We start from the raw sequence: 24,795 nt of genomic DNA, 5'->3' as shown, positions 1-24,795 counted from the left end.
GTTGTACAGGTACAAGTATTAAATTCAACACATGTCTTTTACCAAATTAGCGCTCATCGAGCCCATTCTGAAGGCCCTGAGCGCCGAAGGATATACGACCCCCACCCCCATACAGGAACAGGCTATTCCCATTTTGCTGGAACGCCGGGATTTGCTGGGTTGCGCCCAGACCGGCACCGGAAAAACGGCGGCTTTTGCCATTCCCATCCTGCAAATTCTGGAAGCCGAAAAAGGTCCGGAACGGGGTCCCCGCCCCATCAAAGCCCTTATTCTGACGCCTACCCGCGAACTGGCCATCCAGATCGGAGAGAGTTTTGCTGCCTACGGAAAATATTTGAACCTGCGTCATACGGTTATATTCGGCGGAGTTCCGCAACATTCGCAGACGCTCGCCCTGAAAGCTGGCGTCGACATCATGATTGCCACGCCGGGCCGTTTACTGGATCTGATGAACCAGCGGTTTGTTCATTTGCAACATATCGAATTGTTCGTTCTCGACGAAGCCGACCGGATGCTCGACATGGGCTTTATCCACGATGTCAAAAAGGTGATTGCCAAACTGCCAGCCCAGCGCCAGTCGCTGTTTTTCTCTGCCACCATGCCGCCAGACGTTTCCAAACTGGCCGATACGATTTTGCGGAAACCGGTCAGAGTGGAAGTAACGCCGGTTTCTTCAACGGCTGAGAAAGTGAAACAGGCCGTTTATTTTGTGGACAAAACCGACAAGAAACGCCTGCTCATTCACCTGCTCAACGACAAAGCCATTGAATCGGCTCTGGTGTTTGCCCGAACCAAACATGGTGCCGATAAAGTGGCCAAAGATCTGCTGAAAGCCGGTATTCAGGCGGAAGCCATTCACGGCAATAAGTCGCAGAACGCGCGCCAGCGTGCCCTGACGAACTTTAAAAACCGGCAAACGCGGGTGTTGGTAGCCACGGATATTGCTGCACGGGGCATCGACGTCGATGAACTGTCGCACGTGATCAACTACGAACTGCCCAACGTCCCGGAGACGTACGTTCACCGGATTGGCCGGACGGGCCGGGCGGGTCACGACGGGATTGCGCTGTCGTTTTGCGATGCGGAAGAAAAGGAATATTTGCGCGATATTAACAAGTTGATTACCAAGTCAATACCGGTGGTTGACAACCATCCGTATCCGATGGAAACCGCTGTGGCTTCTTCCGGAACGGGGCAGTCATCGCGGACGCAATCGGGCAACGGTGCCAACGGAAGCCGGGGCGAAAGTGCGGGCAGTGATTTCCGGGGTGGTAGCCGCCGACGGTTTGGCCGGCGTTAAAGACCAACGATTGTATTTTTTTTCTTCGTAGTCAGTTCGGCGGGCAAGTGGGTAACTATTTCCTGCTTCAGCGCATCGATCAGCTTCCGCTTCAGAAAGCTGCGGTGCATCACCAGACTGACTTCCCGCACCGGCTGTGGAGCCTCGAAAGGCCGGGTGCGGGCCTTCCGGATGGCGTCCATGTCAAGCGTCGCCAGATAGGGGAGTAGCGTAAACCCATCCTGTTTATCAATCAGTTTGATCAGCGTTTCGAGCGAACCCGTTTCGTAGCGCAACGGTTGGCTGCCGTTCAGTCGTTTGTCGTTTCCGCACAGGCTAACGACCTGGTTTCGAAAGCAATGCCCTTCGGTCAACAGCCACAAACCATCGGTTTTTAAATCCATCGCCGAAATAGCGGTTTTTTGAAAAAGGGGATGGGAGTCGGAGGCATAAACGACAAAAGGCTCGTAAAACAGCGGAATTTCGAGCAGACCGTTTTCATCCAGCGGAGTAACCACAATACCCACGTCGATCAGTCCGTTTTTCAGTCGCTCCAGCACCTGCTCCGTCATCATCTCCTGAATGTGAACCGTCACGGCCGGATAGCGGTCGATGAACTGGCCAATGAAGTAGGGCAACAGATAGGGCGCCAGCGTTGGAATGATGCCCAGCCGAAGCTCACCACTAAAATCCTCTTTCGACTCTTTCACAATTTCCGGAATCCGCCGGGCGGTTCGCAATACGTCACGCGCCTGATTCAGAATCAGTTGGCCGGTTTCCGTTGGCACCACCGGTTGCTTCGACCGGTCGAAAAGCAAAACACCTAATTCGTCCTCCAGCTTTTGAATTTGCATACTCAATGTGGGCTGGGTAACGTGACAATGATCGGCGGCAGTGGCAAAATGGCGGTGGGTATCAACGGCAACAATGTATTCTAACTGCGAAAGGGTCATGAATGGTGGTGATGGCTTGAATGGTTGAGATGGTTAAAAATGGTTATAATGGCTTTGGCGGTTTGACAACCCGTGTCCCTTAACCATTTTCAACCATCCGGCCATTTCTAGCCCTCTATTAATTATAAATAATTTCGATACAAAAATAAAAGATAGTGATTGAGTTGATACCAATTCCGTTGTAATTTTGATTTGTCAATCAAGTTACTCGCTATGGAAGTACCCGATCAGGCCCTGCCTGTTTTGCAGCAATCAATACCCGTTCAGAAACAGCCCGGTAAAACCGGCGTTCTGATTGTCAACCTGGGCACGCCCGACAGTCCGTCGGTGCCGGATGTCCGAAAATACCTCCGCGAGTTTTTGATGGACGGTCGGGTGATCGACATTCCGGTGGTGTCCCGCACGTTTCTGGTCAATGGGATCATCGCGCCGTTTCGAGCTCCCAAATCGGCGAAGGTCTACGGGGAAGTGTGGACCGCAAATGGTTCTCCCTTAAAGTATTACGGTGAAGTGGTGGAGCGGGAGCTGCAAAAGGCACTGGGTGACGATTATGTGGTAAAACTGGCGATGCGGTATCAGAATCCGAGCATCGATGCCGGTCTTTCGGCGTTTCAGCAACTGGGTTTGACCGAGATCATTGTCATTCCCTTTTTTCCGCAGTATGCGTCGGCCAGTACGGGTTCGGTGTATGAAAAAGTGATGGAAATTGTCGGCAAGTGGCAGGTTATTCCGCAGATCCGGTTCACCAACCGCTTTTCCGATCATCCCAAATTCATTGAAGGATTTGTCCGTCTGGGTCGTAAATACATGGCGCAGGAAGACTACGACCACGTTATTTTCAGCTACCACGGTTTGCCCGAACGCCAGATTTTGAAAGGCGACGTGACCGGAAAGGTGTGCAAGCTGGGCGATTGCTGCGATTCCCTGCACGCCATGAACCAGTATTGTTACCGGGCGCAGTGTTTCGATACCACCCGGCGACTGGTGAAGGAACTCGGTATTCCCGAAGGGAAATACACCACCTGTTTTCAGTCCCGACTGGGAAAAAATCCCTGGATTCAGCCGTATACGGATGATGTTATCCCGCAACTGGCCAAACAAGGCGTCAAAAGTGTGCTGGCGTTCTCTCCGGCGTTTGTGGCCGATTGCCTGGAAACCATCATTGAGGTGGGCGTCGAATACAAGGAACTGTTCGAGAAGTTCGGCGGTGAACGCTGGCAGTTGGTCGAAAGCCTGAACGACAGCCCCATCTGGATCGAAACGCTGGTCGACCTGGTGAAGCGGACAGCCTAATGTCAGATTTTCAGTTTATTGACATCTTAGAGCAAATAAACTATGGGTCAGGGAGTTGAAAAAACTCATTATACTGTCGAAGAATACCTTGCGCTGGAGCAGGAATCAGATGTTAGGCATGAATACATCAATGGTGTAATTTATGATATGGCTGGCGGAACGCCGGCCCACAGTTTGATTGTAACGAACACAACGCGTGAGTTGGGAAACAGTTTGAAAGGAAAACCGTGCCGCGTCTACAATTCTGATCTGGCCCTTGCCCTATCGGAGAGTCAATATGTTTATCCCGATGCCAGCATCGTCTGCGGTGCGTTGCAGACTTTTGGGATTAACAAGAATGCTGCTAATACCCCATCGTAATCATTGAGGTATTTTCGCCATCCACGAAAGGATACGATAAACGCTGAAAATTTCGATTGCACCGACAGCTTCCTTTCAACAATACGTTCAAATAAGCCCTGATCGCGTTCTGGTGGATGTATTTACCAAAGTGGAAGAGGATCTCTGGCGGATTGCATCGTATTGGAAACTATCGGATGTGGTTCGGCTGGAGTCCGTCGATGTTCAGGAAGAACCGGAATAACGAAGGCCCGCTGATCAGCGGGCCTTCTCTCGTTTAAAGCGGCCAATAAATCATCCAATTGATCTTTTAGATTGACCCCTGATCATTGTGTTCACATCGACTCATAAAAAAGTAAAGGTGGTTTTCACTGAAACGCCCTGCGTTAGCGTCTGATAAACAACGCAATACCGCTCGGTCAACCTGGCCAGCGTCAGAAGCTGTTCCGCCGATGCATCGGTATCCAGATTGAAAGCCAGACGAATGGTTTGAAAACCTACGGGTGCTTCTTTGGAAACGCCCAGGGTTCCGCGGAAATCCAGATCACCCTCGGCGGTTATCGTGCCGTCTTTCAGGTCAATACCGATGGCCGTTGAAACGGCGCGTAAAGTCACACCGGCGCAAGCGACCAGGGCTTCCAGAAGCATATCCCCTGAACAGGCCAGAAGACCGTCGCCCCCTGTTGCGGGATGCAACCCGGCTTCGACCACTGCGCGGCCGGTTTCCACTTTGCACGAAATGCCTTCGCCTATTTTCCCCGCTGCTTTCAGGGTTAGGATAGCAGATTCGGGTTGTCTGCGGTATTGATCCTTGAGTGGCGCCTGCCGGTTTCTAAGTTCTTCTGCATTCATGTAGCAAGGTAACCAATTTTAAAAAACAAACTATTCGGCTGTGACCGGGTCGATAATGACGGAAACTTCCATGATCGAATTGGCCGGAAACCCGCCCTGTCTGGCGTGCTCCCGAATCATGTCTTCGTTTAACGCATTGTAAACGCAGTAAAGTTTATCCGTTGCAACATAGCTATGAACCCACTGAATTTGAGGCCCCATCTTGTTGAGCACGTTGCAGGAGGTTTGTGAAATGGCTTTCAATTGGTCATGGGTTAAATTCCCGGCTCCCGGTATTTCCCTTTCAATGACATACTTAGGCATAATCGTTGGTTTTTGGTTCCATTCCGTTTTTTAAAGTGGTTTCTGGTCTCCACTTTACGGGGTATTAGAAGGGGTAATGAAAAGATCAAAGCCAGCCACCGGGTGGTTATTTTTTCAGGTGGTTCATAGGACCTGGGATGCGTTGAATAGAAGATGGCCTAAGGCCATAAGTCCTCGTCAATTTCATCCCAGGTGATGTCGGAGTCGTCAGTATCGTAGAGATCGAAACGGGAAAAGCCAGACCAAATCAACGCACACAGGACGGTGATCAGGGAAATCAAAACGGTTTTCATGATGAGATGGAAGGATTCGGTGCGGTATACTTACTGGTGGACAATCTGAATGTCGGGAAGTTGGCGAGTGGGCGATACCTGAAAAGGTTGGAAGGTAGTTGGAGCCGACCTGTTGCCTTCCTGGATGGTGAGTGTCGGTGGCTGATTGACGGGGGATAGCGGCCCGAAGGCATGGTCACAGACGAGTAAAAAACCGGGCGACTGGAAAAAAGCCAGAATGCCGATGACCGTTAAGTAAGCGGTGGCTAAAGTGATTCGTTTCAAGGCGTAAGAAGATTATCTATAGGGTGTGTATCAGAAAATTACCGGTACAAATGTCCTGAATCCCCGATCCCGAAAAATCACCGAAATCCGTGATTTCCTGTCACGGATTTCGGTGATTTTGCTTTCAAATGGTTCGTCTTTTGAGATTTCGCCGTTCAATTTTGACCGAAATACGGATCAGTCGTACGTAGATAGCCTGCTGGATCGGGGAATAAGAGGAGGCTGGGGCGTTTGTATGAAAGAGTCTCGCGGAGTTTGGCAAAGAGGAAAAAAAGGGTTCAGCACGGCGACTGCCTGATTTGGCAATTGAACGATGACGGTATGGGCGTCATTCATCCGGCGGACGTTGGGATGGGATTGTACAACATCCGGGAACAGGCCGAGACCATCGGAGCGTAATGTTGGATGGAATCTAGCGGAGAGAACGGGACCGAAGCCAGCATTACACTGCCCTTTACTGTTTCACAAAACCCCGTTTTAGCAAATATTTCATTAAGCCCAGCGCCGTGGTCACCCCCAGTTTTTGATAAATCCGCTTGCGATGCGTTTCTACGGTATTGAACGAAATGAACAGCCGGGCGGCAATTTCTACACTGGATAATTCATCCACAATCAGGCTGGCAATTTGCGTTTCACGATCGGTCAGGGGATTGCTGGCGGGGAGAACCAGCACGGTTTCTTCCACTGAAAAAACCCGGCTATCGATGTGCCGGCGACCAGCCCCAACGGCCAGAATGGCATCGAAGAGTTCGGCTTTATCGGCGGTTTTCGTCACAAAGCCGTTCGCTCCGGCCTGCATTACCTGCCGCACCAGCAGGGGATCCGTCGAGCCAGACAACACCAGAATAGACAGCGTGGGGTAGCGGGTTTTCAGGATGGGTACCAGCTCGGTTCCGTTGATACTTGGCATCAGCAGGTCCGTAATCAGCACGTCGATGGGGTGTTGATCCAGAATCTTCACCAAAGAGGATTGGTCAAAAGCCATACCGATTACCCGGAAGTGGTCTGAAGTGGCAAGCAGATTGGCAAAGCTTTCAAGCACCACCTGATGGTCGTCCAGAAGAGCGATGTTGTATGGCATGATCGAGGCTAGGTCGGTTATTAAACCGTGCAATAGTCGACTTTTCCCCCGAAAGGACAACTGCTATTTGATTAAACGGCAGATCACCAGGATGGTATTGATTAAAAGGCGTGGAATTTTCGGAAAAACCACTTTTTAGCGAAATTGGGGCAAATGACGGCCCACCAATCGCTGGGCCGTCATTTTTACTCATCGACTTGCGACTTCTTTCCCTTTCGGCGTGAACCGCACGACAGCGTTCTTCACCGCTGGAACGGTTTTGAGGTACGTAAAGATGGCGCCCAGATCTTCCTCGCTCATGCCGGCATACATCATCCAGGGCATAATGGTGTTGAAACCTTCAAATTCACCGGTAGAGGGGTGTTTAAAATCCTTTTCGGCGGCTTTGAAGCGGGCAATGAAAGCCTGCTTTGTCCACGAACCCAGTCCGGTTTCTGCATCAGGCGTCAGATTCATGGCGCGAACGGTTCCGACGGGCATGGGAAATTGCCGTCCCCCGGCAAAGGCCATCCCTGGAAGCGGCTGACCCTTGTCGTCTACGGGCGTGTGGCAGTCGCCACAACTGGCCAATGTTGTCAGGTATTTTCCATAAGCAACCGAATCCGCCGGAGCCGGACGTTTGCCTCCCTCGGATTGGGTGGGAATGGTGTTGATGATCAAACTCATCGGAAAGTCTGACTCAGGGGCCGGAATGGACTTGTTTTCGATCGGTTTCAGGGTGCGCACGTAGGCAATAATGGCTTTGATGTCTTCCGGGTCGGCCTGACCGAAATTGCCGTAGGGCATAACCGGAAACAACGGACTTCCGTCTTTGCTGACACCGGCTGTAATGGCGCGGTAGATCTCCCCATCGCTCCAGCCACTCAGGTGGGCCGGGGTAATGTTGCGGGCATAATAAACGCCCGGGAAGCCCATTTCACGGGTGAATGCTTCACCACCCTTGCCTTCGGTTCCCGGAATAACCGGGCCGCTCACGATGTTCCAGTTCCGTTCGGAATGGCAATCGACACAAACGGCAACGTGGTTAGCCAGATACCGGCCCCGGGCAATTTGCACCGAGTCGGCCTGAATCGTTAGCTCCGGCGCCGGGCCGACATTGGGCAGAGCCAGTTTCACGTAGGCGAAACCGCCAATGCCGATCAGTACAATGACGCCAACGGCGATTAACAAAATTCGTAGTAACTTTTTCATGCTGTTGTATTAGAGGAGAGAGTAGGTATTTTTGACAGGTAAACTTATTTAAAATGCGCGGTAAGTGGTTACACAAAGAGCTTGTTTTATTATTTGGCAAAAAAAAACCTGCGAGACTTTAAAAAGTCCCGCAGGTTCGTCAATGAAGTGTAGGTATTACGCTATAGAATGGTAATCAGTCCTTTTACGACCGATCCTAACCGGATGGCGTCGAATACCCGGGCCTCCGTGGCACCGTGTTTCAACACGCTTTCTTCGTGCGAACGAACGCACAATTCACACCCGTTGACGGCTGAAACAACGAGGCTAACCAACTCGAAAAATTCTTTCCCCAACGCCGGATTCATCATGATGCTCATCCGAATACCGGGTTGGGTCTGTTGGTAGTAGTCTTTTCCGGTGAAGTGCCGGAAACGGTAAAAAACGTTGTTGGTGCTCAACAGCGACGTGCAGGCCAGCGTTTCCGCGATTTCGGCATCCGTGGCGCCTTCCTGACGGGCAATGGCTGAAAAACTATCGATCAGCGGCTGGTATTTCTCGTTCGCGGCAACCGACAACGCCAGCAGATAAGCGTGCTTTTTCGACAGATGCTGGCTGCTGTTCAGAACGTTGCCAACATTGATTTTCAGATCGCGCAAATACCGGTGGTCAACCTGTCCCAGCGTTTCGAGTGCCGGGTAAGCGGCCGAGGTATCCAATCCCAGATTGGTCAGCAGCGACAGTATGGTTTCGTTTTGAATGGACGTGGTCATCTCTTGAATGAGTGAATGATAGAATGCGTGATTGAGTGATTGAGTGAATAGCTCCGCAGGAAGTTGTAATTGGCGGAGCTATTCACTCAATCACGCATTCGCTCAATCACAATTAAAATTAAGCCGTTAGCGTTTCTTCGCCTTTTACCCAGTTGCAGGGGCAAAGCTCGTCGGTTTGCAGGGCATCCAGCACGCGGATGACTTCGTTTACGTTCCGGCCAACAGACAGGTCGTTTACCGAAACCCACCGAATGATGCCTTGGGGGTCAACGATGTAGGTGACACGGTAAGCGATTTTTTCGTTGGCTTCCAGAATGCCCAGCTCTTCGGCCAGTGATTTTGAGGTGTCGGCCAGCATCGGGAATTTCAGGCCACGCAGATCATCATGGTTTTTGCGCCACGCCAGGTGAACAAATTCACTATCGGTCGAGGCACCAATTACGATCGTATCCCGGTCAGCAAAATCTTCGAACTTGTTGTTGAACTCAGCGATTTCGGTGGGGCATACGAATGTAAAGTCTTTCGGCCACCAGAACATCACCAGCCATTTGCCGGCGTTCTTGTGATCGTCCGACGAAATCTCGTAAAACTCGTTGCCTTTGTCCAGCGATACAACAGCCAGTTTCTTGAAATCCGGAAAGGTTGATCCGACGGAAACAATTTGATTTTTCATGGTTTGCCAGTATTTATACAGGTTGTAAAATCTAAATTCAATACAAAAATGCAAAAAAAGTAGGTAGGATGTAAATTCGATTTATTGATGCAGTATAGATAAAATCAATGCGGTTTTTAACTCCTTCGTTTTCAGTATAGCTTGCTTCTGGATATGGATAATGTATAAAAAATTGTATTATTTGCAATACTGTAAAAATAGGATTATTTGGTTTTTATTTTATATTATTTAAAAATAAAAACGCGAAACTGAGCTGGAAAATGATCAGGTCATTTTGCCACGACTCAACTTCGCGTCTGTAGAATGTATGGATTTGGGTGCTACTTGGCGGCTAAATAAGCCATAACCGATTCATACGTTGGAAACGTAAGCCGTTCCGTATCGTGTCCCGGATCTTTGTAGTCTACCTGAAATGCTTCGGTGTATTGAATGACAACGTCAAACGAAGGAGGTGTTAAATCTTTTTCTCTTTTAAAATGCAACCGATAGGTGGTTGGCCCACTGTGGGCGTTCGACCGGTAAAAGTTTGTAATGACATAACCACCGACGGTGGGTGTGCCAAATTCCTGCATTTTTTGGAGCTTGGTGGCTAATTCGTTCATTTTGTGAAATAAAAAGTCATTGTATTTGCCCGAATTTTCGGAGCAAATGGTCCAATAAGCTGGTCATTTCAAACAAAGACTGCTTACTGAAATCGTTTTCAACCTGTAGTCGATTAGCGAATATCTTCCAGGAGATACTGCTTCGATTTCTGTGGTTGAAAAGTGGGTTTATTCGTTTCGACAGGAATCAATTGGTAGCTTTTAGCCGGAGCCTGATCGAAACCAAACATGCCGTTTCCCACTGAATCGTAAATGGATTGTGATGGGCCAATAACCGGCCGGAAAACCCGATGAAGCAGGTTGTTCCATTGTGTTACTCCGATCGTTTTAAATTTTTCTTTCAGCAAATGAATCGCATGTACCATTTTCTCTATGTTGTTTAATAGTGAAAGAGCGGCCAACAAACCGTTGATAAAGGCATCAGGCGGTCGTTTTACCATGATCAGACCAACTCGATAATCATGATATCTACTCTGAAATACAGTGCTTTACAAAAAAGAAGAGTGGCGGCCTATCGATGTGTGTCAACCAGGAAACCAAAATCGATGATGGAGAAGTTGCACCATATACTGGATATAACGCTAGATAGGCTTTATTAGTTACGAAAACAAATTATTTCTTTTAGGCAACCCAAAGCGGTATTCCCGAACCGGCTCTTGCGATTCGGGAATATTCCGGGAATTGAAAAACAGGGGTGGCTAATCGGCGTAACACCGGACTTCCAGCAAAGCCGCCGGAACCGGTCCGTTCATGGCTTTCAGGTGAATCGTCAGGCTGCGGGTTTCGACGGGCTGCTCAAACCGGATCGTATTGCGGGTCTGGTGGTTGTCACTTTCCTGAAAAATACGTTCGTTGCGATCATTACAGAGGATGTATTGACGAACACAAAACGGCACTTCCGTCTCCGGATGCGTCATGATCACGGTTTCGAGCGGATGGTCGAAGTCACCGTCGAAAAACAATTCCACTCGGCCGATGCGCTGAACCGAAGGCCAGCTTAAGGTAACCGTCGGATTCGGATCATTGGGGGCCGCTACGTAGGCATTGGGTTGATTCGTCGGCCGCTGAATCCCGTTGCGGAGGTTCTTCACACCAAACAGGGCAATACCGGAATCGATCTTCAAGGCGATGTTCTGTCCTTTGGGCCGACGCTCGGGCGTCCAGAATTCGAACGCTTCCACCCCGATGTCCTCCGTCGGTTCCTGTTTACCAAAGTTGGAAACAGCCGCGTTGATTTTGTTGAAAACCGATAGGATGCCCGTCACGCGTAAGGTGCTGTATTGCAGCCGGACGTGCTCGTTTTTTAAAAAAGTTATGAACACATACCCCGGTTCTTCCAGGACGGCATCAAAATTCAGATCCAGTTCCTGTTTGCCTTTGGGCAGCTCAAGCGTCAGGGTTTGAAGGGTCACGTCCGGCGTGTGGTTGTCGGGTTTGCTGCTGCGACGCAGTTCAACCGTCAGGGTAGTGGCCTGGTCGGCACTGACCCAAACCGTTACACTGGGAACCGGCCCGGCGGGTAATGGCAGCATCTGGGCGGCTGAGGCCGTTAGCGGCACCAAAGGTCCGTCGGCTGGCAATTCGTTCAAAACCAGCTCACTGGAAGCCGAGAGGGTGGCTTTCTGGGTTAAATCGCTTTCGTCATGGAGTACTAAACCCGGAATATGCTGACCGGTTTTCAGTAGTTCCTGCTGCAATTTCTGCATCCGAATTGGTTCGGTCAGGTCGCGGGGCAGCAGACCGTCGCGGGTACACAGCGCTGCGGCCATGCCAACGGCCTGTCCGCCGTGGGCACTCGTTCCCATCACCCGCGAGGAAGCAAACGCGACGTGCGAAGCGCTGATGATCCGTCCGGCAATGAACAGGTTTTTGATGTTTCGGCTGTAGAACGAACGGTATGGAAGCTGGTAAAGCCCCTTGCTGTGCCACTGGTTGCAACCCGGTTTTTCGGAAAAAACGCCATCGGCGGGGTGCAGGTCCAGCGACCAGCCACCGAATGCCACAGCGTCGGGGTGGGTCCGCTGCTCCACTACATCCTGTTGTTTCAGCATGTAATCACCCTCGAATCGGCGGCTTTCGCGTTTACCGGGAATCTGCCCGACCCATTCGAGCGTCATCGTTTCGGCTTCGGGAAACTGCCCGGAGTTTTTGATGTGATTCCAGACACCGTAGACCACTTTCCAGAGTTCCCACTTGATGGTTTCGGTTTCGTGAACCGTGTCGAGCCGACCGCCGTATTCGATCCACCACAACTGGCAACCGAATTCTTTGGTATTGAAGCGTCGGTAGCGCGGAATCTGGGTGATGTCCTGTAAGGCATACGAAGGCGGCACGAACCGAACCGGTTTGCCGGTGTCTTTCGAGTAGAAATAAAGGGAGTGCCCCAGCAGTTCGCCATATTCGGCGGTGGGCGCAAATTTCTCCCCAAACTCTTCCTGCGACTCAGCACCCATCCGGAACGCAGCCCCGGCCTGAAACGCCACGACGCCATCGCCCGAGGCATCGCAGAAAAGCGGAGCCACCAACTCATAGGCCGTGCTGTTCTGGCTGCAAAACGCCTTCAGCCCCGTAATGGTTTCGGCATCAGACTTCTCCACTTCGTAGACTGCCGTGTTCAGCAGGAGCTTGATATTCGGCTCGTTGACAACCTTTTCGAGGAGGATTGTGTCAAAAATCAACGGGTTCCCTTCCGGATTCCGGTACAGGTTTTCGAGCAGAAGCTCGTCAATAAAACCGCCTTCGCGTGCCCAGCGGTTGTTATTGCCCATGTGCGAGGTGGCTCCCAGAACCCAGAGCCGGACTTCGCTGGAAGCGTTGCCGCCCAGTACGGGCCGGTCCTGCACCAGTACAACACGGATGCCCGCCCGGGCCGCCGTAATGGCACAACAGGTACCGGAAAGTCCTCCGCCTACCACCACCAAATCAGCCTCGTACCGGACGGTTTTCGGACTTCGTTTATCGGTTGCTTGTTCGCGTATCATTCGTCAGATCAATCGTTTGCGTAAGAATTGAAAAGCCCGTCGGTTTCATAACCTCAACGGTCATTGTTTTATCGAAACCCGTTACCGGAAGTATAATATCAGTGGTTTGCCCCGGCTGTAAATCGGGAATCAGTTGGGTTGTTGCACCGGTTTTCAGGCGGTATTGTTTCAGGGCATACGCCGGAAAATCGGGCCGGGCCGTTAGCCGGATCGTGAGGGCATGTGTGCCTTCGGGGCCAGGTTTCCAGCTTAATTTTTCAACCGTCAACGGAGCCATGCCGGTCTGGTGGGTCGCATACAACGGCCGTTTCGAGCGGTCGTGCCGGACCAGTCCCCAGGGCCGGGTGCCGTCGGGATTGGTGCCGTCGTGGCGGCTGAGGTAATCGTTGAACGACCACCACGATGCTCCCACCACGTAGGGCATTGGCCGGACATCACTCAGGAACTTTTCGAGGTGCGTGACCTGCCCCGCTTCGCCGGTGATGCCATCAGCCCGGGTGCCATATTCGCTGATGAAAATTGGTTTGTCGGGATACAGCGAGTGAATGTGTTTCAGGACGTTGGCGTGGTTGCCATACGTATTGGTCGAGATGAAATCACAGTACTGGCTGGCTTCGTCTTCCGGTTTTTTAGGCAGAATGTTCAGCCGCATCGACGCGAAAGTGTACAGCCGGGTGGGGTCGAGTTCGCGGGCGTAGGCAATCATGTCTTTGGTCCAGCGCTGTCCGGCGGGTTGCTCCGACAGGTATTCGTTCCCCACGCTGTAGGCAATGACGCTGGGGTGATTCCAGTCGCGCTCGGCCATCTCGCGGAATTGCTGGCGGAATTTGGTCCGGATGGTGTCATTGTCCATTAACCGGGGTGTAATCTGCCAGTTGCCCGCTTCCGTGATAATCAGCATGCCGTTGCGGTCGGCCCAGTCGTAGACGGTTTCGGAGGGCGTGTAGTGGGTCAGGCGGTGGAGTTCCATCCCGGCTTCTTTCATCAGCCGCAGGTCTTTTTCAACCAGCCAGTCCGGTTCCAGTGATCCCAGCGCCGGATAATCGACCACGCGGTTGCCGCCCGCTACCTTGATTGGCTGGCCATTCAGCAACAGTTGCGCATTGCGAACTTCCACCTTGCGAATGCCAAAATGAGTTCGGACGGTGTCGGTTGCGGCAATGACCTGAACGTCGTACAAAGTCGGCTGGTCGAGGCTCCAGAGTTTGACGTCGGCGGCTTTGAGCGCGGTTTCAGCTTCCAGCACCACGGTTTGATTCGCAGCAGAACCGGATTGCTGTTTCCAGTTGAGCGGAAGCACTTTACCAGCCTGCTCGACCCGAAACGCCAGCTTGGGCGCATTCGTCTGGCCGGTGGTGTTGCGAATCCGGGTTTTGATCTTCAGCGTGGCGGTTCCTTTCGCGAGGTCCGGCGTCGCTTCGATTTTTACATTTTCGACATAAACCGCCGGTTCGACGGTCAGGTAGACCGGACGAATCAATCCGCCATAGTTGACCCAGCCCGGAAACGGGTCGTTCGGTTCGTTGTTGTCTTTCGATCCGGGAATGGAGCCGACCTTCCAGGTGTTGTTATCGACCGAAACCGCAATGGTGTTCGAGCCTGCTTTCAGGTAATCGGTAACATCAAAGTGAAAGGGCGTATACCCGCCTTCGTGCGTGCCGACTTTCCGCCCGTTGAGCCAGACGACGGTTTCGTAATACGCGGCATCGAAGTGGAGCAACACGCGTTTGCCAGTGGTTGGTTGCCACGGAAACGTCCGGCGATACCAGGCCGTACCCGTGTAAAACTGGTAGCGTGGATCGACCGAAAAACAATGCGGCACCGTCACCTTGTTCCAGCGGTTGAGCGGGGCGTCTTCGCGGTACCATTTCCCGGTTTCGCCAACGTCATTGGGGTCCATCGCAAACACCCATTCGCCGTGCAGCGGAATGGCTTTCGGGTCGCGGATGCTGTACTGGCCGAACGAAGCCGTGGCGAACTGGAGTACTAAAAATAGAATGATCAGAGGGTATCTCATGAGATGAATCAATGTGTTTTGATGATTTTCTCCGGTTGTTGCAGCCCTGAAGGGATTTGAACCCGGCGGGACGCCAGCCACGGTATGAGCGAGCCAGCCAGAACGACACCAGAAATAACCGCTGTAATACCCGCGCCCTGGGTTGTTAGAAAGCTCAGTCCGAACAGCATGACGGCGGTGAAAACCAGCGAGACAGCAATCACCCGCAAGCCAAAGCGGTTTTGTTTCTTCACTTCAATCGCTTCTTCTTCACTGACGGCTTCGGCCGCATCGATCCGTTTTTGTTTGTCAGCGGTGCGATAGGTCAGGTACTCGTCGGCCACCTTTTCGCGGGATCTTGCCCAGAGTTCATAGGCCAGTAAAAGCAACAGGGGTAAGCCGACGCCAATAATCGTTTCGGCTCCGCGCGTCAGTTTGAAATCCAGCAGCCAGGGCGAAACCGCCTTGAAAAACAGGTTGACGGTCAGGCCAATACCCGTTACCCAGAGCGTTGCTTTTCCGGTCAGGCGTTTGGAAAACAGCGCCCACAGGGGCGGAGCCAGCAGCGGACCGCCCGAAATGGACGAAATGCTCAGAACCACTTCCACAATGCCGCCAGCGGCCGGAACCATCAGCGCAATGAGGATCATGCCGACGCCGAAAAACCACGATGAGCCGCGAGCCACCCGCATCAGTTGTTTGTCCGACGCCTTTGGATTGATCAATCCTTTGTAAATATCATTGGTGAAAACCGCCGAAACCACGTTCAGTGCCGTGTTGGCACTGGCTGAGGTGGAAAAGTACATGCCCGTCAGCATCAGTCCCAAGAGGCCCGGCGGCAACACGAGCTTGCAAATCATCAGGTACGCGTTTTCGGTATCCAGACCAGTCAGCGAGGGGTTGATGGCTTTGTAGATCATCGGCGGCAACATCCAGATAACCGGGCTGACGAGGTACAATCCCGCAAACAGAAACGCCACTTTCCGGGCCGATTTCGGACTGTCGACGCTGGTGTAGCGTTGCACGAACGTCCAGTTGCCGCCGATGTAGCAAATGTGGTAAATCACAAAGGCCGCCACGAATCCGAAGGTGTATTCGCCGTTCAGGAGGTTGAAAAAATCGTCCGGAACCGCACTCGTAAAACCGTCAAAACCGCCGACTTTATCAAGCGAAAGCGGTAGCAGGATGAATACGGCAGCCGACAGAACCACAAATTGCAGAATGTCGGTCACCATTACGGCCCAAAGTCCGCCGACGGCGGTGTAAGCAATCATGAAAATCCCCAGCCCGATGGTGCAGGGAACCAGCGGTAGGTTCAGCGACGAGCTGACCAGTTTGGCCACCGGATACAGCACCGATCCTTTGATAAAAACCGATACGAGGGTGAAAATGAATATGTACACTTTCTGGACCGTTAGCCCCAGCCGTTCGCGGATGAACTCGGCGGCTGTCAGGGCACCGGCAGCTTTCCAGCGGGGCGCGAGGTACAAACCGGTGATCAGTGCCCCGATGCACATGGTCCACTGAATGGTGATGGCGACCCAGCCGTGTTTGTAGGCAATGGAACCCCAGGCCACGAACGTTCCGGCGGAGAAAAAGCTCATGAACAGCGACAAGCCGCCGATGAACCACGGCACGGCTTCTCCGCCCGCAAAAAAGGATTTCAGGTTTCGTCCGGTGCGGGCAAACAGCATCCCGATGCCCAGCACAAAAGCCGAGAAAACGAGGATGACGGCGGTATCAATGGTTGTATTCAAGATTATTAGCGTTTGTGTGTAATGGGAACACGGATGAAACGGAGTGGACGGATCAAAACGGATTTACGCTGATTACAATCCGTTTCATCCGTGTTCTCATCCAACTTTTAATCATTTAATTATCGATGGTCACCACTTCCAGCCCAAAAGGCGGCAACTTTTTCGATACGGTTTTCTGACTTCCCGCCGTGAATTGAAAATCGGAAGGCTGGGCGCTGTTGTTCAGCAAAACCACAAATACCTTGTCGTTCTTCTCTGATTTCGCCAGAATATAATCCACCGACGCGTTATCAATTTTTATCAGCTTTTCGTCGATCAGCAAACTGGCCTTTTCGCCATTGACCATCCCCGGCGCAAAACCGTACGTTTGGTGCGGCCCCACTTTGGGCGTTACAAAACCGCGTGGGAAAACCACTTTGCCCCCCGAACGCAATTCCGCTTCGGCCAGCAAATAGTCCGTCAGCCAGCCCACCTGCCACCAGGCATGGTGCGGATACGGCCCCGCGCCCCGGTTCATGGCCTGCCAGTAATACGAAGCGACACTGGTTTTGGGATCGACAAACGCATCGCGGCCAATGGCTGCGGCCCGCGCCATGTCCGCAAAAATCGGTTCCTTCGTCAACCCGTACATCCGGATGAACATCCCGGCGTGGCTGGCGAGTTGAATCGGGCCGAGCCGCGTGGCCGAGCCGAAAATACCGCCGTGTTCAAAACTCAGACCCGCCTGGCTGATTTCCCAATCTTCTTTCTGGGTGCCATTCACGGTTTTCAGTTTGTGGCTGGCAATCGGGTGTGTATAAATCGAGGTGGTGTACAGCTTGGCCGACGTGATGGCGGCTGCTTTGTAGCGTTCGTCCTTCGTCAGATCATACAAATCCAGAAACGCCTGGGCCGACTGGCCGGTAGCAAAATCCGGCGCGTAGCGGGCATCCCCGCAAACGCCGAGAAAACGCCCGGTTTCGACGGCATTTTTGATCAGCCAATCGGCTCCTTTTCGGGCCGCAGCGAGGTATTTGGGGTCTTTCAGGATGCGGTGGGCGACAATCATTCCGTAAAACGTCGGTCGAACATCCTGCACATCCTTGAAAATTTCCTGCTCCGTTTTCTTGTCGTAGGCCACCGCCCAACTGCCATCCGGTTTTTGCCAGGTCAATAACCGTTCGGCACCAAACCGCAGTCGCTCTTTCAACTCCTGATCTTCCGGTTCAAACAGCAGCATGTTGCCGATGTCCAGCAAGGTGTAGTACGTCAGTGCGATCGGTTCGACCACCGCGCCCCACTCCTCGACAAACTTTTTCGATTTGGCCAGATAATACTGACCCTCAACGGCTCCCTTGAAAAAACCGTTGTTGGTTTCCTGTTGCACCAGCTTGAAGTTTTCGGCGTAGGGCAGCACATTTTTCGTCAATAGCGAGTCGCCGGTGGCCGTTGCCAGCATCCACATCGCGCCGTAATCGGAGTTTTTCATGGCGTCTTTGTTCGAGCCAACCACGCCCCCCAGATACGACTGCGCCCCTATTTTTTTGCCTTCAAATTCCTCCACATTCCAGAGCGACGTTTTCGGGTCGGTCAGGTAGTGGTGCATTTTCTGGATGCGGTCGGTCAGCGATTGTTTGCTTTGCCGCAGCGCCAGCGATTCTTTAAACTGGTAAATATCGTACACCGTATGGTTCAGCGCCTTGAACCAGTCGCCGTCGGTCAGGCTGTAGCGGAACGTGTAGCTGATGCTTTCGCCCGGCTTCAACGCCGACTTCGGTTCGCCCAGCACCGGGAAATACAGTGTCGGCGAAAGCTGGGCCTTGCGGTTCATGTGCGACAGGCCAATGTTCCAGTCGATTTGCGTGATTTTGTCGTTCGCCCACGGATCACGGGCCAGACCGGGTTCCGGAATGACCGAAAGCGTCAAGCCATTTTTGGTGCTGATCATTGGACTGAGCGTACTGGCACAACGTTCGCGGTAGACGACGGGCAGGCTCGGAATACCGTGTCCGTAGGCGTAGGCCAGCACAAAATTGGGCTGCATGGTATTCCCCTGAAAATACCCCGGCACCGTCGCCCACGCCAGATTAGGTTCCGAAACCGTGGCAATCGAAGGGCTCGCCAGCGAAAAATAACCGCCCTTTTTCGCGACCAGCGTTTGTTTAACCACAATGTCCTGCGGGAATTTCGGGTCCAGACTCCATTCGGTGCTGATCGTGGCGGTTTCCGTTTCCTGCCGGAAAGTCAGGCTGTTTTTACCGGCCTGTTTGCCTTCTTTCGGGAAAAAATGCGTGGCCTGTCCGGCGGTATTCAGCGAAACCGGGTTCGTGCTTTCGGCCCATTGTTTCGTCTGATAATGGTAGTGTTCACCCGGAAACTCTTCGCCGGTGATGGTTTTGAAGGTTTGCTGGGGCAGTTCCGACGGTTTTTCGGCGGCATACAACACCGTGTTTTCGCCGGACGCCTGGGCAAACGTCTGCCATTGTTTCCCTTTTTGAGCGGCCACTTTCTGCAACCGCCAGCCTGCAGCCGTCGATTCCCACACCAACTGAACCTTCCCGTTCGACAGGCTGAGTTGCTTCGACGTCTGGGCAAAACCGGTCAGACTGACTAATCCAAGTACGATACTAAGGCTGTATTTCATGATACTATAAAAATTCGTTTAAGACTGAGCCTGCGGGTAAGAGCAAGCAGCCTGCGATTCTCATTCATTCCCACGATCGAAATCGTGGGCTGGTTTCCAAATTATTTTGTATCCGATTCGGTCCCTATTTCACTCGTAAAACGGCCTCTTTTTTAAACGCGCCCAATCCGTACGAAACCCGGAGAACCTCGTTTTTACTTGCCGAAACCGGGCCGCCCGCCAGATCGATCACCTGTTGAAAAGCCACGCCGTTCGCGCCCTGCTCGTTCAGCGTAAGTCGGCTTTGCTTGCCTTTTCCATCGGTCAACAGAACCGCTGCCCGTTCCGCTTTCTGAGGATCCAGGTTGAGCGGTGCCGTCAATCGAACGCCGACTTTCTGGCCCGGTTTGACTTCCTGAATGCGGTTCGTGAACGTGGCGTCGTAGAACTCGACGTTTGTGACATCAGCCGCCAGATACGCCAGTCCGGCAATCCAGGCGGTATTGAACGTGACCCAGCCTTCCGTATGGCCGGGGTCGCCGGAATACGGATCGTAAGGATAAACGCCTTCTTTGGGCGAGCCATCCAACACCCCCCGAACCGTCTGAAGCAAAGCGGCACCGCCTTCCAGTTCCTTGAACCAGCCCAAATCCGCGCCTTTGAAATCGGTCAGGGCATCGTAGCAAAAGTGCCGCCCGGTTGGGTTGCGGCCGTATACATTGTCCAACTGCGCCGTTGCCAGTTCACGCAACCGGTTTTGTGTTTTCGCATCAGTCAACACCGAGGCAGCCGCGAGCGCCGGAGCCGGAAAACCGGCGATGTTCCCGGGTTCGTTGAAACTTCCGGTCGGGTTGTAAGTAGGGTCGGAGGTGGCTTTGATGTCGGCAATGACCCATTTGTTGTCGGCGTATTTGCGGTAATCCCACAGATTGTCTGACCGGGAAATCGCGACTTTCGCCCATGCCTGAATCTTTTCGGACAGGCCTTTCGGTGCTTTTTGAGGGTACTTTTTCAGGAAATAGGCCAGCGCATCCATCGTGACGTACTCGTTCATCCGCTGGCCTTTGGTGGAGGTGGGGTCCTGCCAGTCAAGGTTTTTGATGAGCCAATCGGTTTGCTGGAAGGCGGCTTTAAAATACGCGTCGGCATCCTTCCGGCCTTCGCGTTTGGCAACCTCATACAGCATCAGATTTGGCACAATCGAATGCCCCGGCGGAAACTGCCCCTTGCCGGTTCCGATCAGCGTGTAGGTCTGAAACAGGTTGGCCGAATGCTCGAGGTCGTACCAATGCCAGCGGTCTTTGTTGTCATTCCCCCAGATTTTGAAGAGGTAATCGCGGGCTTCGGCATAGACCTTTTGCGGAATGTACGGACTCAGGTCAGGATAGGCATAGACAAAATACGCCAGTTGTTCTTTCAGCAGCGTATGATTGACCTGACCCCGCAGATACACGTCGACCGCCCAGTAAATCAGCCGGACGATCTCGGGCGTATTCTCAGGCAGGTCTTCACGCACCCCCGTATATATTCCCTCGACGGGCATCCGCTCGGTCGAAAACGCTTCCGGATTGGCGGAATACAGCGCGATCAGCGCCGGGAGTTCGAACGAAAACTGGTGGCTGTCGCGCCAGGCCACGCCCAGCGACGGGCAATCGGCGCTTTTATCCGTCGGCGAATACCCATCCGAGTTGCCATACCAGCAACGGTCGTCGATCATGAACGCCAGCGCGGGGCCGTACGAAGCCTGTTCGATCACGTAAGGCGCAATTTCAAACGGAAACGACGTGCCTTTTTTCTCACCGTCCACCACAATGGTATACGGTCCGGGAGTCGTCGGTTGAAACGCCGTAAAATCCCCGATGTGGCCTTTGATTGTTCCGGAAAACGGCTTTTTGCCCTCCGAATCCACGACGGAAAACGCCGTGCCATCCACCGCCAGCGGGGCCGTAAACCGCTTGGGGGCTTTCAAATTATAGCCAATCTGATTGACAAAAACCGGCTGCGGGTCAAACGCATAGACTTCAAATTCGGGAAAACCGGTGGCCTGTTTGGCTGCGTATTCCACCCGGATTTTATCCGTTGTAACCGGCTCAAACGCAATCAGGGCTTTGTCGGGCTGAGGATTGTTGAACACTTCTTTCCAGCTTCCGCCAGTCGAGACCCGAATTCGGACTTTGTCTTTCCCGCGAAACCCGCGCAGCAACACCCGGTCGATGGCATGCGGTTTTCCCAGATTCACTTCAAAATGATTGACGGGAGCTGCTGGTGAGGTGTACCAAACCGTCGCATCATTTCCATCGACCAGATGCTGAAATGAGTTGTCGGCAATCACCGGATACCCCGCAACCGCTTTTCCTTGGGCCAGGTTGACCAACTGGGCATGGACTGCATCGCGATGCAAAAGCAGCACCGCCGTCAGGGTGATCATGCGCAGGCAAACCGGGATGTTGGGGAACGTTGAAGGCATTTAAGAGTTCGTTTATGGTTTTGAGTTTATTGTTTGTCGTTTAGAGTTTCGAAAACCACGTAATACGTCTGAAACTCCAAACAATAAACTCAAAACTTATTTTTAACTAAACTACGGTTTGGCCGCCGTGGGTTCGTCTTTGATGATGGCCATGAATTCCGGCAGGTGTTCCTGGTAAACCCCACGCGGTGTCGTGTTGTATTTCTTGGCCACATAAGCCGCAAAACCAACGACTTCACCCATCATGCCGCAGGTCCGCATCACGCGGGTGCTGCCAAACGCGACGTGCGTGGTGCTGATGTTACGGCCTGCCATGAACAGATTCGTGATGTTTTTGGAATACAGACAGCGGTACGGAATCGTGTAGGGCGCTACCTTGATGTGTTTCGTTCCGGCAAAAAACTCCTGACCCTCAAAATACTTGCTGTTTTTGGCATCCGGGAAGTGCAAATCGATCGTCCAGGTGGCGGTGACGGTGCCGTCCGGGTGTTGTTTGCCGTCCTGAATGTCCATCTGGGTCAGAATGTGGTCGCCCAGCAGCCGCCGGGATTCGCGTTTGCCGCCGATATAGGCTACCCAGGCCAGCTCGCGCTTGCCGTATTTGGCTTTTTTGTTGTTCTTCAGATACGACCAGTTGCCGTACACCGCCCGCAGGTTGTGATCGCGGATTTTTTCGGCATCGGTGATGGTGTTGAGATTCCCGAAACCGGTTTCCCACTGCCAGTCGGCCCGGGCCTCGTCGATGTGGTATTCGTCCGAAAAGGAGAGGGCCCAGGGGGTTTCGGGAAACGACGAAGCCGTGTCCCGCTCCAGCGACGCCCACAAATTCGAGGTGCCGAGCGTAAAATTATCTGCTTTTTCGGCCGCCAGCGACTCGCCGGTTTCGGCTTTGCTTTCCCGGCCAAACCGGTAGTCGGCACCGGCCAGATAGCCCAGCGTGCCATCGCCGGTGCAGTCGGAGAAGTAGGTTCCGGTAAATCGGACTTCTTTATTGGTAGCAATATCCCGCCCGATGACGGCGGCAACGGCATTGCCTTTTTTCTCAATTTTATAAACGTGGGTATTCAGATACAGGGTGATGTTTCGTTCGGCTTTGATGATGTCCGTTTTCCGCGCATCGCCGTATTCCAGCCCGTCGGGATGGCCGTTCCCCGGATCGCCATTGTCCATTTCCCGGACAATCCGGCCCAGTTTGGGATAATGGTTTTTATCGACATCGCCCCGCAAGTGCACCCGAACTTCGGAACTGTTGTTGCCGCCCAAAACCGGGCGATCCTGAATCAGCGCCACTTTCAAGCCCATCCGCGACGCCGAAATGGCCGCGCAGGTTCCGGCAATGCCACCGCCGACGACGACTAAATCGAAATTCCCGGCTTCGGTGGGTTTGCCGGTCAGGTTCAGTAATTTATTCCGAAAAGCGGTCAGTTCTTCCGGTTTGTCCGACGGCGTAAACTTGGGCGCGTTGGTGAACAGAATGGCGTCGCAGCGTCCGTTGAAACCGGTCAGGTCGTGAATCGCCAGTTTTACCTGATCACTTTTCACATCGACTTCGCCCCCTGCATACCATTTCCAGGCATCCGAACCGCTTTCGCCAAAGACGGTTTTCAGCGGTTTTCCATCCACGACCACCTGGAACTTACCCGGCCCTTTCGGAAACGGAGCCCAGTCTTTGGTGCGAACCCAGATCTGGTATTTGCCGGGTTTGGGGAAACGAACCGTGGTGGCGGCATCCTTCACCGGACGGCCCATACCGTGGGCCATGAGGTAGGAGGAACCCATGACCACAAACGACTGCTGGTCGATGACCCAGCCGCCCTTGTTCTCAAACGATTCCGTTTCAACGAAAACGTGGTCCTGCGCAACGAGCTGCAGGGAGGCCAGGAGGAAGATAAAGGTTCGGAAAAGGGTTTTCATATCGTTTATCGGTTGTGTAAATGAATAGGAAGGGTTTAGGGATTTCGTTTTTTAAAAGCAGTCATCTTGGCCAGAACATCCCGGTTTTTGGGATGAAAAGCCGCCAGGACACGGTAAATTTCGGTGGAATAGTCTGCATTTGGATTCGTCAGATGGGCGGCCAGATTTTGCAGCGCCTTTTCCGGTAATTTCGGTTGAGCAGCCAGCAGTTTCAGCAGCAAAGCAAACTGCTCGGGATTGGTTTGGACCAAATCCTTCGCGGTCATTTCGGCCAAGGGCGCGCGGAACGGGATTTTGGTTAGTTTTTTCAGAATTACGAGCTGCAAAGGGTAGGGCGCGGTTCGATAGGTTTCCCACAGCCAGACCTGTCGGCCCGGGTCGAAAAAATACGGTTCTGCGATCTTCTGCAAGGCATACCGCGCCGTGAAAACGTTCTTCCCGCGAATGATCCGGAGAACATCCGCGCTGAACGGTTCCGCGAGTTTTCCGGTTTTGTCGATCACCCGCTCCATCGCCCAATACTGGTAAAAGTGGTTGGTACCGGTCAGAAACCGGTGGAGCAACGGCTCACTTTTGTAGCTTTCCGTAATTTTCAGCATTTCATCGACCACCGAACCGTGGGCGATGTGCCAGAGGGTATAGCAGGTATAAACCGCCCCGTCGATCACCTCATTCTTTACGGTTTTCAGGGTCGCTCCGGCTTTGGCATCCACCGAATCGGCCAGGTTTTCGGTGCCTTTCCCAACCAGATCTTCCATTGCAATGTCTTTGAGCAGGGAATTCGGACGGCTCAGAATGTCCTGCAACTTGTCGTAGTCCTCCTGTTTGAATTCCCGGTGATCCATTTTGGTCAGCACCTCGCCGGGTGGAAAATCGAAGCGGGTGTAGTTGCCCAGCAGGTCCCAGTAAAAATTAATATACACCGGTTTGCACTCGCCCGTGAGACAAACCGGTGTGAAAATATTCCGGAAGAAATACGACGGCTGGTCGTTTTCGTCCAACGCCAGTTTCAGCGTATACGTCAAGGTGTCGTTTTCGGTGATGGTAAATTCCCGCACGTTTGCCGGCTTCGTCTCCGCTGCCGAAGCCACTTCCGAAAACCCGGCCTGTGCGAGTATGACCATTACCCCAAAAAACAAGCCACCCAATCTTTTCATGTTTAACGTTGTGATTTCTTTGTGGTATTCGGTTTTCAGTTTACGC

General features: G+C 52.7%; 22 protein-coding genes. 4 read left to right on the top strand and 18 right to left on the bottom strand.

Translation table 11 applies throughout. The features are described from left to right. The first annotated feature begins 31 nt into the window (after positions 1 to 31). Positions 32 to 1,300: a DEAD/DEAH box helicase gene (locus FH871_RS14360; RefSeq protein WP_138992123.1), complete on the top strand. Its 1,269-nt coding sequence runs from the start codon at positions 32 to 34 to the stop codon at positions 1,298 to 1,300. On the opposite strand, the gene FH871_RS14355 is transcribed toward FH871_RS14360, so the two are convergent. Next, complete coding sequence (locus FH871_RS14355) at positions 1,297 to 2,232, bottom strand: hydrogen peroxide-inducible genes activator (protein WP_138992122.1); 936 nt, start codon at positions 2,230 to 2,232, stop codon at positions 1,297 to 1,299. The two genes, FH871_RS14360 and FH871_RS14355, sit on opposite strands and share 4 nt — an antisense overlap. A 213-nt stretch (positions 2,233 to 2,445) precedes the next feature. On the opposite strand from FH871_RS14355, the gene hemH reads away from it, so the two are divergent. Together hemH and FH871_RS14345 are read left to right on the top strand one after the other, a co-directional pair. Continuing rightward, entirely contained in the window at positions 2,446 to 3,525 is a 1,080-nt protein-coding gene (gene hemH, locus FH871_RS14350) for a ferrochelatase (protein ID WP_138992121.1), read from the top strand. A 42-nt stretch (positions 3,526 to 3,567) separates the two neighbouring features. After that, positions 3,568 to 3,885, top strand: coding sequence for a Uma2 family endonuclease (locus tag FH871_RS14345; RefSeq protein ID WP_138992120.1), 318 nt, complete (start codon positions 3,568 to 3,570; stop codon positions 3,883 to 3,885). 324 nt (positions 3,886 to 4,209) lie between these two features. Here FH871_RS14345 and FH871_RS14340 read toward each other — a convergent pair whose 3' ends face one another. The 4 genes from FH871_RS14340 to FH871_RS14330 form a co-directional block, all read right to left on the bottom strand. After that, positions 4,210 to 4,716, bottom strand: a complete 507-nt coding sequence (locus tag FH871_RS14340; RefSeq protein ID WP_138992119.1) for an OsmC family protein — start codon at positions 4,714 to 4,716, stop codon at positions 4,210 to 4,212. Between the two features lie 30 nt (positions 4,717 to 4,746). Next, positions 4,747 to 5,019 carry a DUF4242 domain-containing protein gene (locus tag FH871_RS14335; RefSeq protein WP_138992118.1) on the bottom strand — a complete coding sequence of 91 codons (273 nt, stop codon included), beginning with the start codon at positions 5,017 to 5,019 and terminating at the stop codon, positions 4,747 to 4,749. Between the two features lie 158 nt (positions 5,020 to 5,177). Beyond that, on the bottom strand, positions 5,178 to 5,312 hold the full coding sequence (locus FH871_RS33990) for a hypothetical protein (RefSeq protein WP_255516905.1): 135 nt from the start codon (positions 5,310 to 5,312) through the stop codon (positions 5,178 to 5,180). 30 nt (positions 5,313 to 5,342) lie between these two features. Continuing rightward, positions 5,343 to 5,576 (bottom strand): hypothetical protein, encoded by a 234-nt coding sequence (locus tag FH871_RS14330; RefSeq protein WP_138992117.1) that lies wholly within the window; start codon positions 5,574 to 5,576, stop codon positions 5,343 to 5,345. A gap of 255 nt (positions 5,577 to 5,831) precedes the next feature. On the opposite strand from FH871_RS14330, the gene FH871_RS33140 reads away from it, so the two are divergent. Further along, a complete protein-coding gene (locus tag FH871_RS33140) occupies positions 5,832 to 5,975 on the top strand; it encodes a hypothetical protein (RefSeq protein ID WP_171062848.1) in 144 nt (47 codons plus the stop codon). Between the two features lie 55 nt (positions 5,976 to 6,030). Here the strand turns inward: FH871_RS33140 and FH871_RS14325 are convergent, their stop codons facing one another. The 13 genes from FH871_RS14325 to FH871_RS14265 form a co-directional block, all read right to left on the bottom strand. After that, complete coding sequence (locus tag FH871_RS14325) at positions 6,031 to 6,657, bottom strand: response regulator transcription factor (protein WP_138992116.1); 627 nt, start codon at positions 6,655 to 6,657, stop codon at positions 6,031 to 6,033. A gap of 189 nt (positions 6,658 to 6,846) precedes the next feature. Beyond that, complete coding sequence (locus FH871_RS14320) at positions 6,847 to 7,848, bottom strand: cytochrome c (RefSeq protein WP_138992115.1); 1,002 nt, start codon at positions 7,846 to 7,848, stop codon at positions 6,847 to 6,849. A gap of 161 nt (positions 7,849 to 8,009) precedes the next feature. Then, on the bottom strand, positions 8,010 to 8,600 hold the full coding sequence (locus FH871_RS14315; protein WP_138992114.1) for a carboxymuconolactone decarboxylase family protein: 591 nt from the start codon (positions 8,598 to 8,600) through the stop codon (positions 8,010 to 8,012). A gap of 118 nt (positions 8,601 to 8,718) precedes the next feature. Then, positions 8,719 to 9,273, bottom strand: a complete 555-nt coding sequence (locus FH871_RS14310) for a peroxiredoxin (protein WP_114406186.1) — start codon at positions 9,271 to 9,273, stop codon at positions 8,719 to 8,721. A 320-nt stretch (positions 9,274 to 9,593) separates the two neighbouring features. Beyond that, entirely contained in the window at positions 9,594 to 9,875 is a 282-nt protein-coding gene (locus tag FH871_RS14305; protein WP_114406185.1) for a hypothetical protein, read from the bottom strand. A gap of 113 nt (positions 9,876 to 9,988) precedes the next feature. Further along, positions 9,989 to 10,240, bottom strand: a complete 252-nt coding sequence (locus FH871_RS14300; RefSeq protein WP_138992113.1) for a hypothetical protein — start codon at positions 10,238 to 10,240, stop codon at positions 9,989 to 9,991. Between the two features lie 333 nt (positions 10,241 to 10,573). Continuing rightward, positions 10,574 to 12,856: an FAD-dependent oxidoreductase gene (locus FH871_RS14295; RefSeq protein WP_138992112.1), complete on the bottom strand. Its 2,283-nt coding sequence runs from the start codon at positions 12,854 to 12,856 to the stop codon at positions 10,574 to 10,576. Further along, complete coding sequence (locus tag FH871_RS14290; protein WP_138992111.1) at positions 12,831 to 14,873, bottom strand: glycoside hydrolase family 2 protein; 2,043 nt, start codon at positions 14,871 to 14,873, stop codon at positions 12,831 to 12,833. Before FH871_RS14290 ends, FH871_RS14295 begins: the two co-directional genes overlap by 26 nt. A gap of 8 nt (positions 14,874 to 14,881) precedes the next feature. Then, positions 14,882 to 16,609 carry a sodium:solute symporter family protein gene (locus FH871_RS14285; protein ID WP_138992110.1) on the bottom strand — a complete coding sequence of 576 codons (1,728 nt, stop codon included), beginning with the start codon at positions 16,607 to 16,609 and terminating at the stop codon, positions 14,882 to 14,884. A 115-nt stretch (positions 16,610 to 16,724) separates the two neighbouring features. Beyond that, positions 16,725 to 19,232, bottom strand: a complete 2,508-nt coding sequence (locus FH871_RS14280) for a glycerophosphoryl diester phosphodiesterase (protein WP_138992109.1) — start codon at positions 19,230 to 19,232, stop codon at positions 16,725 to 16,727. A gap of 124 nt (positions 19,233 to 19,356) precedes the next feature. After that, the gene (locus FH871_RS14275; protein WP_138992108.1) at positions 19,357 to 21,678 is read right to left on the bottom strand and encodes a discoidin domain-containing protein; all 2,322 of its coding nucleotides are present in this window, start codon (positions 21,676 to 21,678) and stop codon (positions 19,357 to 19,359) included. Positions 21,679 to 21,789: 111 nt separating this feature from the next. Then, the gene (locus FH871_RS14270) at positions 21,790 to 23,592 is read right to left on the bottom strand and encodes an FAD-dependent oxidoreductase (RefSeq protein ID WP_138992107.1); all 1,803 of its coding nucleotides are present in this window, start codon (positions 23,590 to 23,592) and stop codon (positions 21,790 to 21,792) included. A gap of 35 nt (positions 23,593 to 23,627) precedes the next feature. Next, on the bottom strand, positions 23,628 to 24,749 hold the full coding sequence (locus FH871_RS14265) for a hypothetical protein (protein WP_138992106.1): 1,122 nt from the start codon (positions 24,747 to 24,749) through the stop codon (positions 23,628 to 23,630). Positions 24,750 to 24,795 lie beyond the last annotated feature (46 nt).

This window comes from Larkinella sp. C7, assembly GCF_006149005.1.
Lineage (GTDB): Bacteria > Bacteroidota > Bacteroidia > Cytophagales > Spirosomataceae > Larkinella.
The sequence above is the reverse complement of the archived record's forward strand: the minus strand, read 5'-3'. Positions and strand labels throughout refer to the sequence as shown.

Coding starts and splice junctions, on each gene's coding strand:
- FH871_RS14360 (WP_138992123.1), top strand. CDS start 32: ATGTCTTTTACCAAATTAGCGCTCATCGAGCCCATTCTGAAGGCCCTG.
- FH871_RS14355 (WP_138992122.1), bottom strand. CDS start 2,232: ATGACCCTTTCGCAGTTAGAATACATTGTTGCCGTTGATACCCACCGC.
- hemH (WP_138992121.1), top strand. CDS start 2,446: ATGGAAGTACCCGATCAGGCCCTGCCTGTTTTGCAGCAATCAATACCC.
- FH871_RS14345 (WP_138992120.1), top strand. CDS start 3,568: ATGGGTCAGGGAGTTGAAAAAACTCATTATACTGTCGAAGAATACCTT.
- FH871_RS14340 (WP_138992119.1), bottom strand. CDS start 4,716: ATGAATGCAGAAGAACTTAGAAACCGGCAGGCGCCACTCAAGGATCAA.
- FH871_RS14335 (WP_138992118.1), bottom strand. CDS start 5,019: ATGCCTAAGTATGTCATTGAAAGGGAAATACCGGGAGCCGGGAATTTA.
- FH871_RS33990 (WP_255516905.1), bottom strand. CDS start 5,312: ATGAAAACCGTTTTGATTTCCCTGATCACCGTCCTGTGTGCGTTGATT.
- FH871_RS14325 (WP_138992116.1), bottom strand. CDS start 6,657: ATGCCATACAACATCGCTCTTCTGGACGACCATCAGGTGGTGCTTGAA.
- FH871_RS14320 (WP_138992115.1), bottom strand. CDS start 7,848: ATGAAAAAGTTACTACGAATTTTGTTAATCGCCGTTGGCGTCATTGTA.
- FH871_RS14315 (WP_138992114.1), bottom strand. CDS start 8,600: ATGACCACGTCCATTCAAAACGAAACCATACTGTCGCTGCTGACCAAT.
- FH871_RS14310 (WP_114406186.1), bottom strand. CDS start 9,273: ATGAAAAATCAAATTGTTTCCGTCGGATCAACCTTTCCGGATTTCAAG.
- FH871_RS14305 (WP_114406185.1), bottom strand. CDS start 9,875: ATGAACGAATTAGCCACCAAGCTCCAAAAAATGCAGGAATTTGGCACA.
- FH871_RS14300 (WP_138992113.1), bottom strand. CDS start 10,240: ATGGTACATGCGATTCATTTGCTGAAAGAAAAATTTAAAACGATCGGA.
- FH871_RS14295 (WP_138992112.1), bottom strand. CDS start 12,856: ATGATACGCGAACAAGCAACCGATAAACGAAGTCCGAAAACCGTCCGG.
- FH871_RS14290 (WP_138992111.1), bottom strand. CDS start 14,873: ATGAGATACCCTCTGATCATTCTATTTTTAGTACTCCAGTTCGCCACG.
- FH871_RS14280 (WP_138992109.1), bottom strand. CDS start 19,232: ATGAAATACAGCCTTAGTATCGTACTTGGATTAGTCAGTCTGACCGGT.
- FH871_RS14275 (WP_138992108.1), bottom strand. CDS start 21,678: ATGCCTTCAACGTTCCCCAACATCCCGGTTTGCCTGCGCATGATCACC.
- FH871_RS14270 (WP_138992107.1), bottom strand. CDS start 23,592: ATGAAAACCCTTTTCCGAACCTTTATCTTCCTCCTGGCCTCCCTGCAG.
- FH871_RS14265 (WP_138992106.1), bottom strand. CDS start 24,749: ATGAAAAGATTGGGTGGCTTGTTTTTTGGGGTAATGGTCATACTCGCA.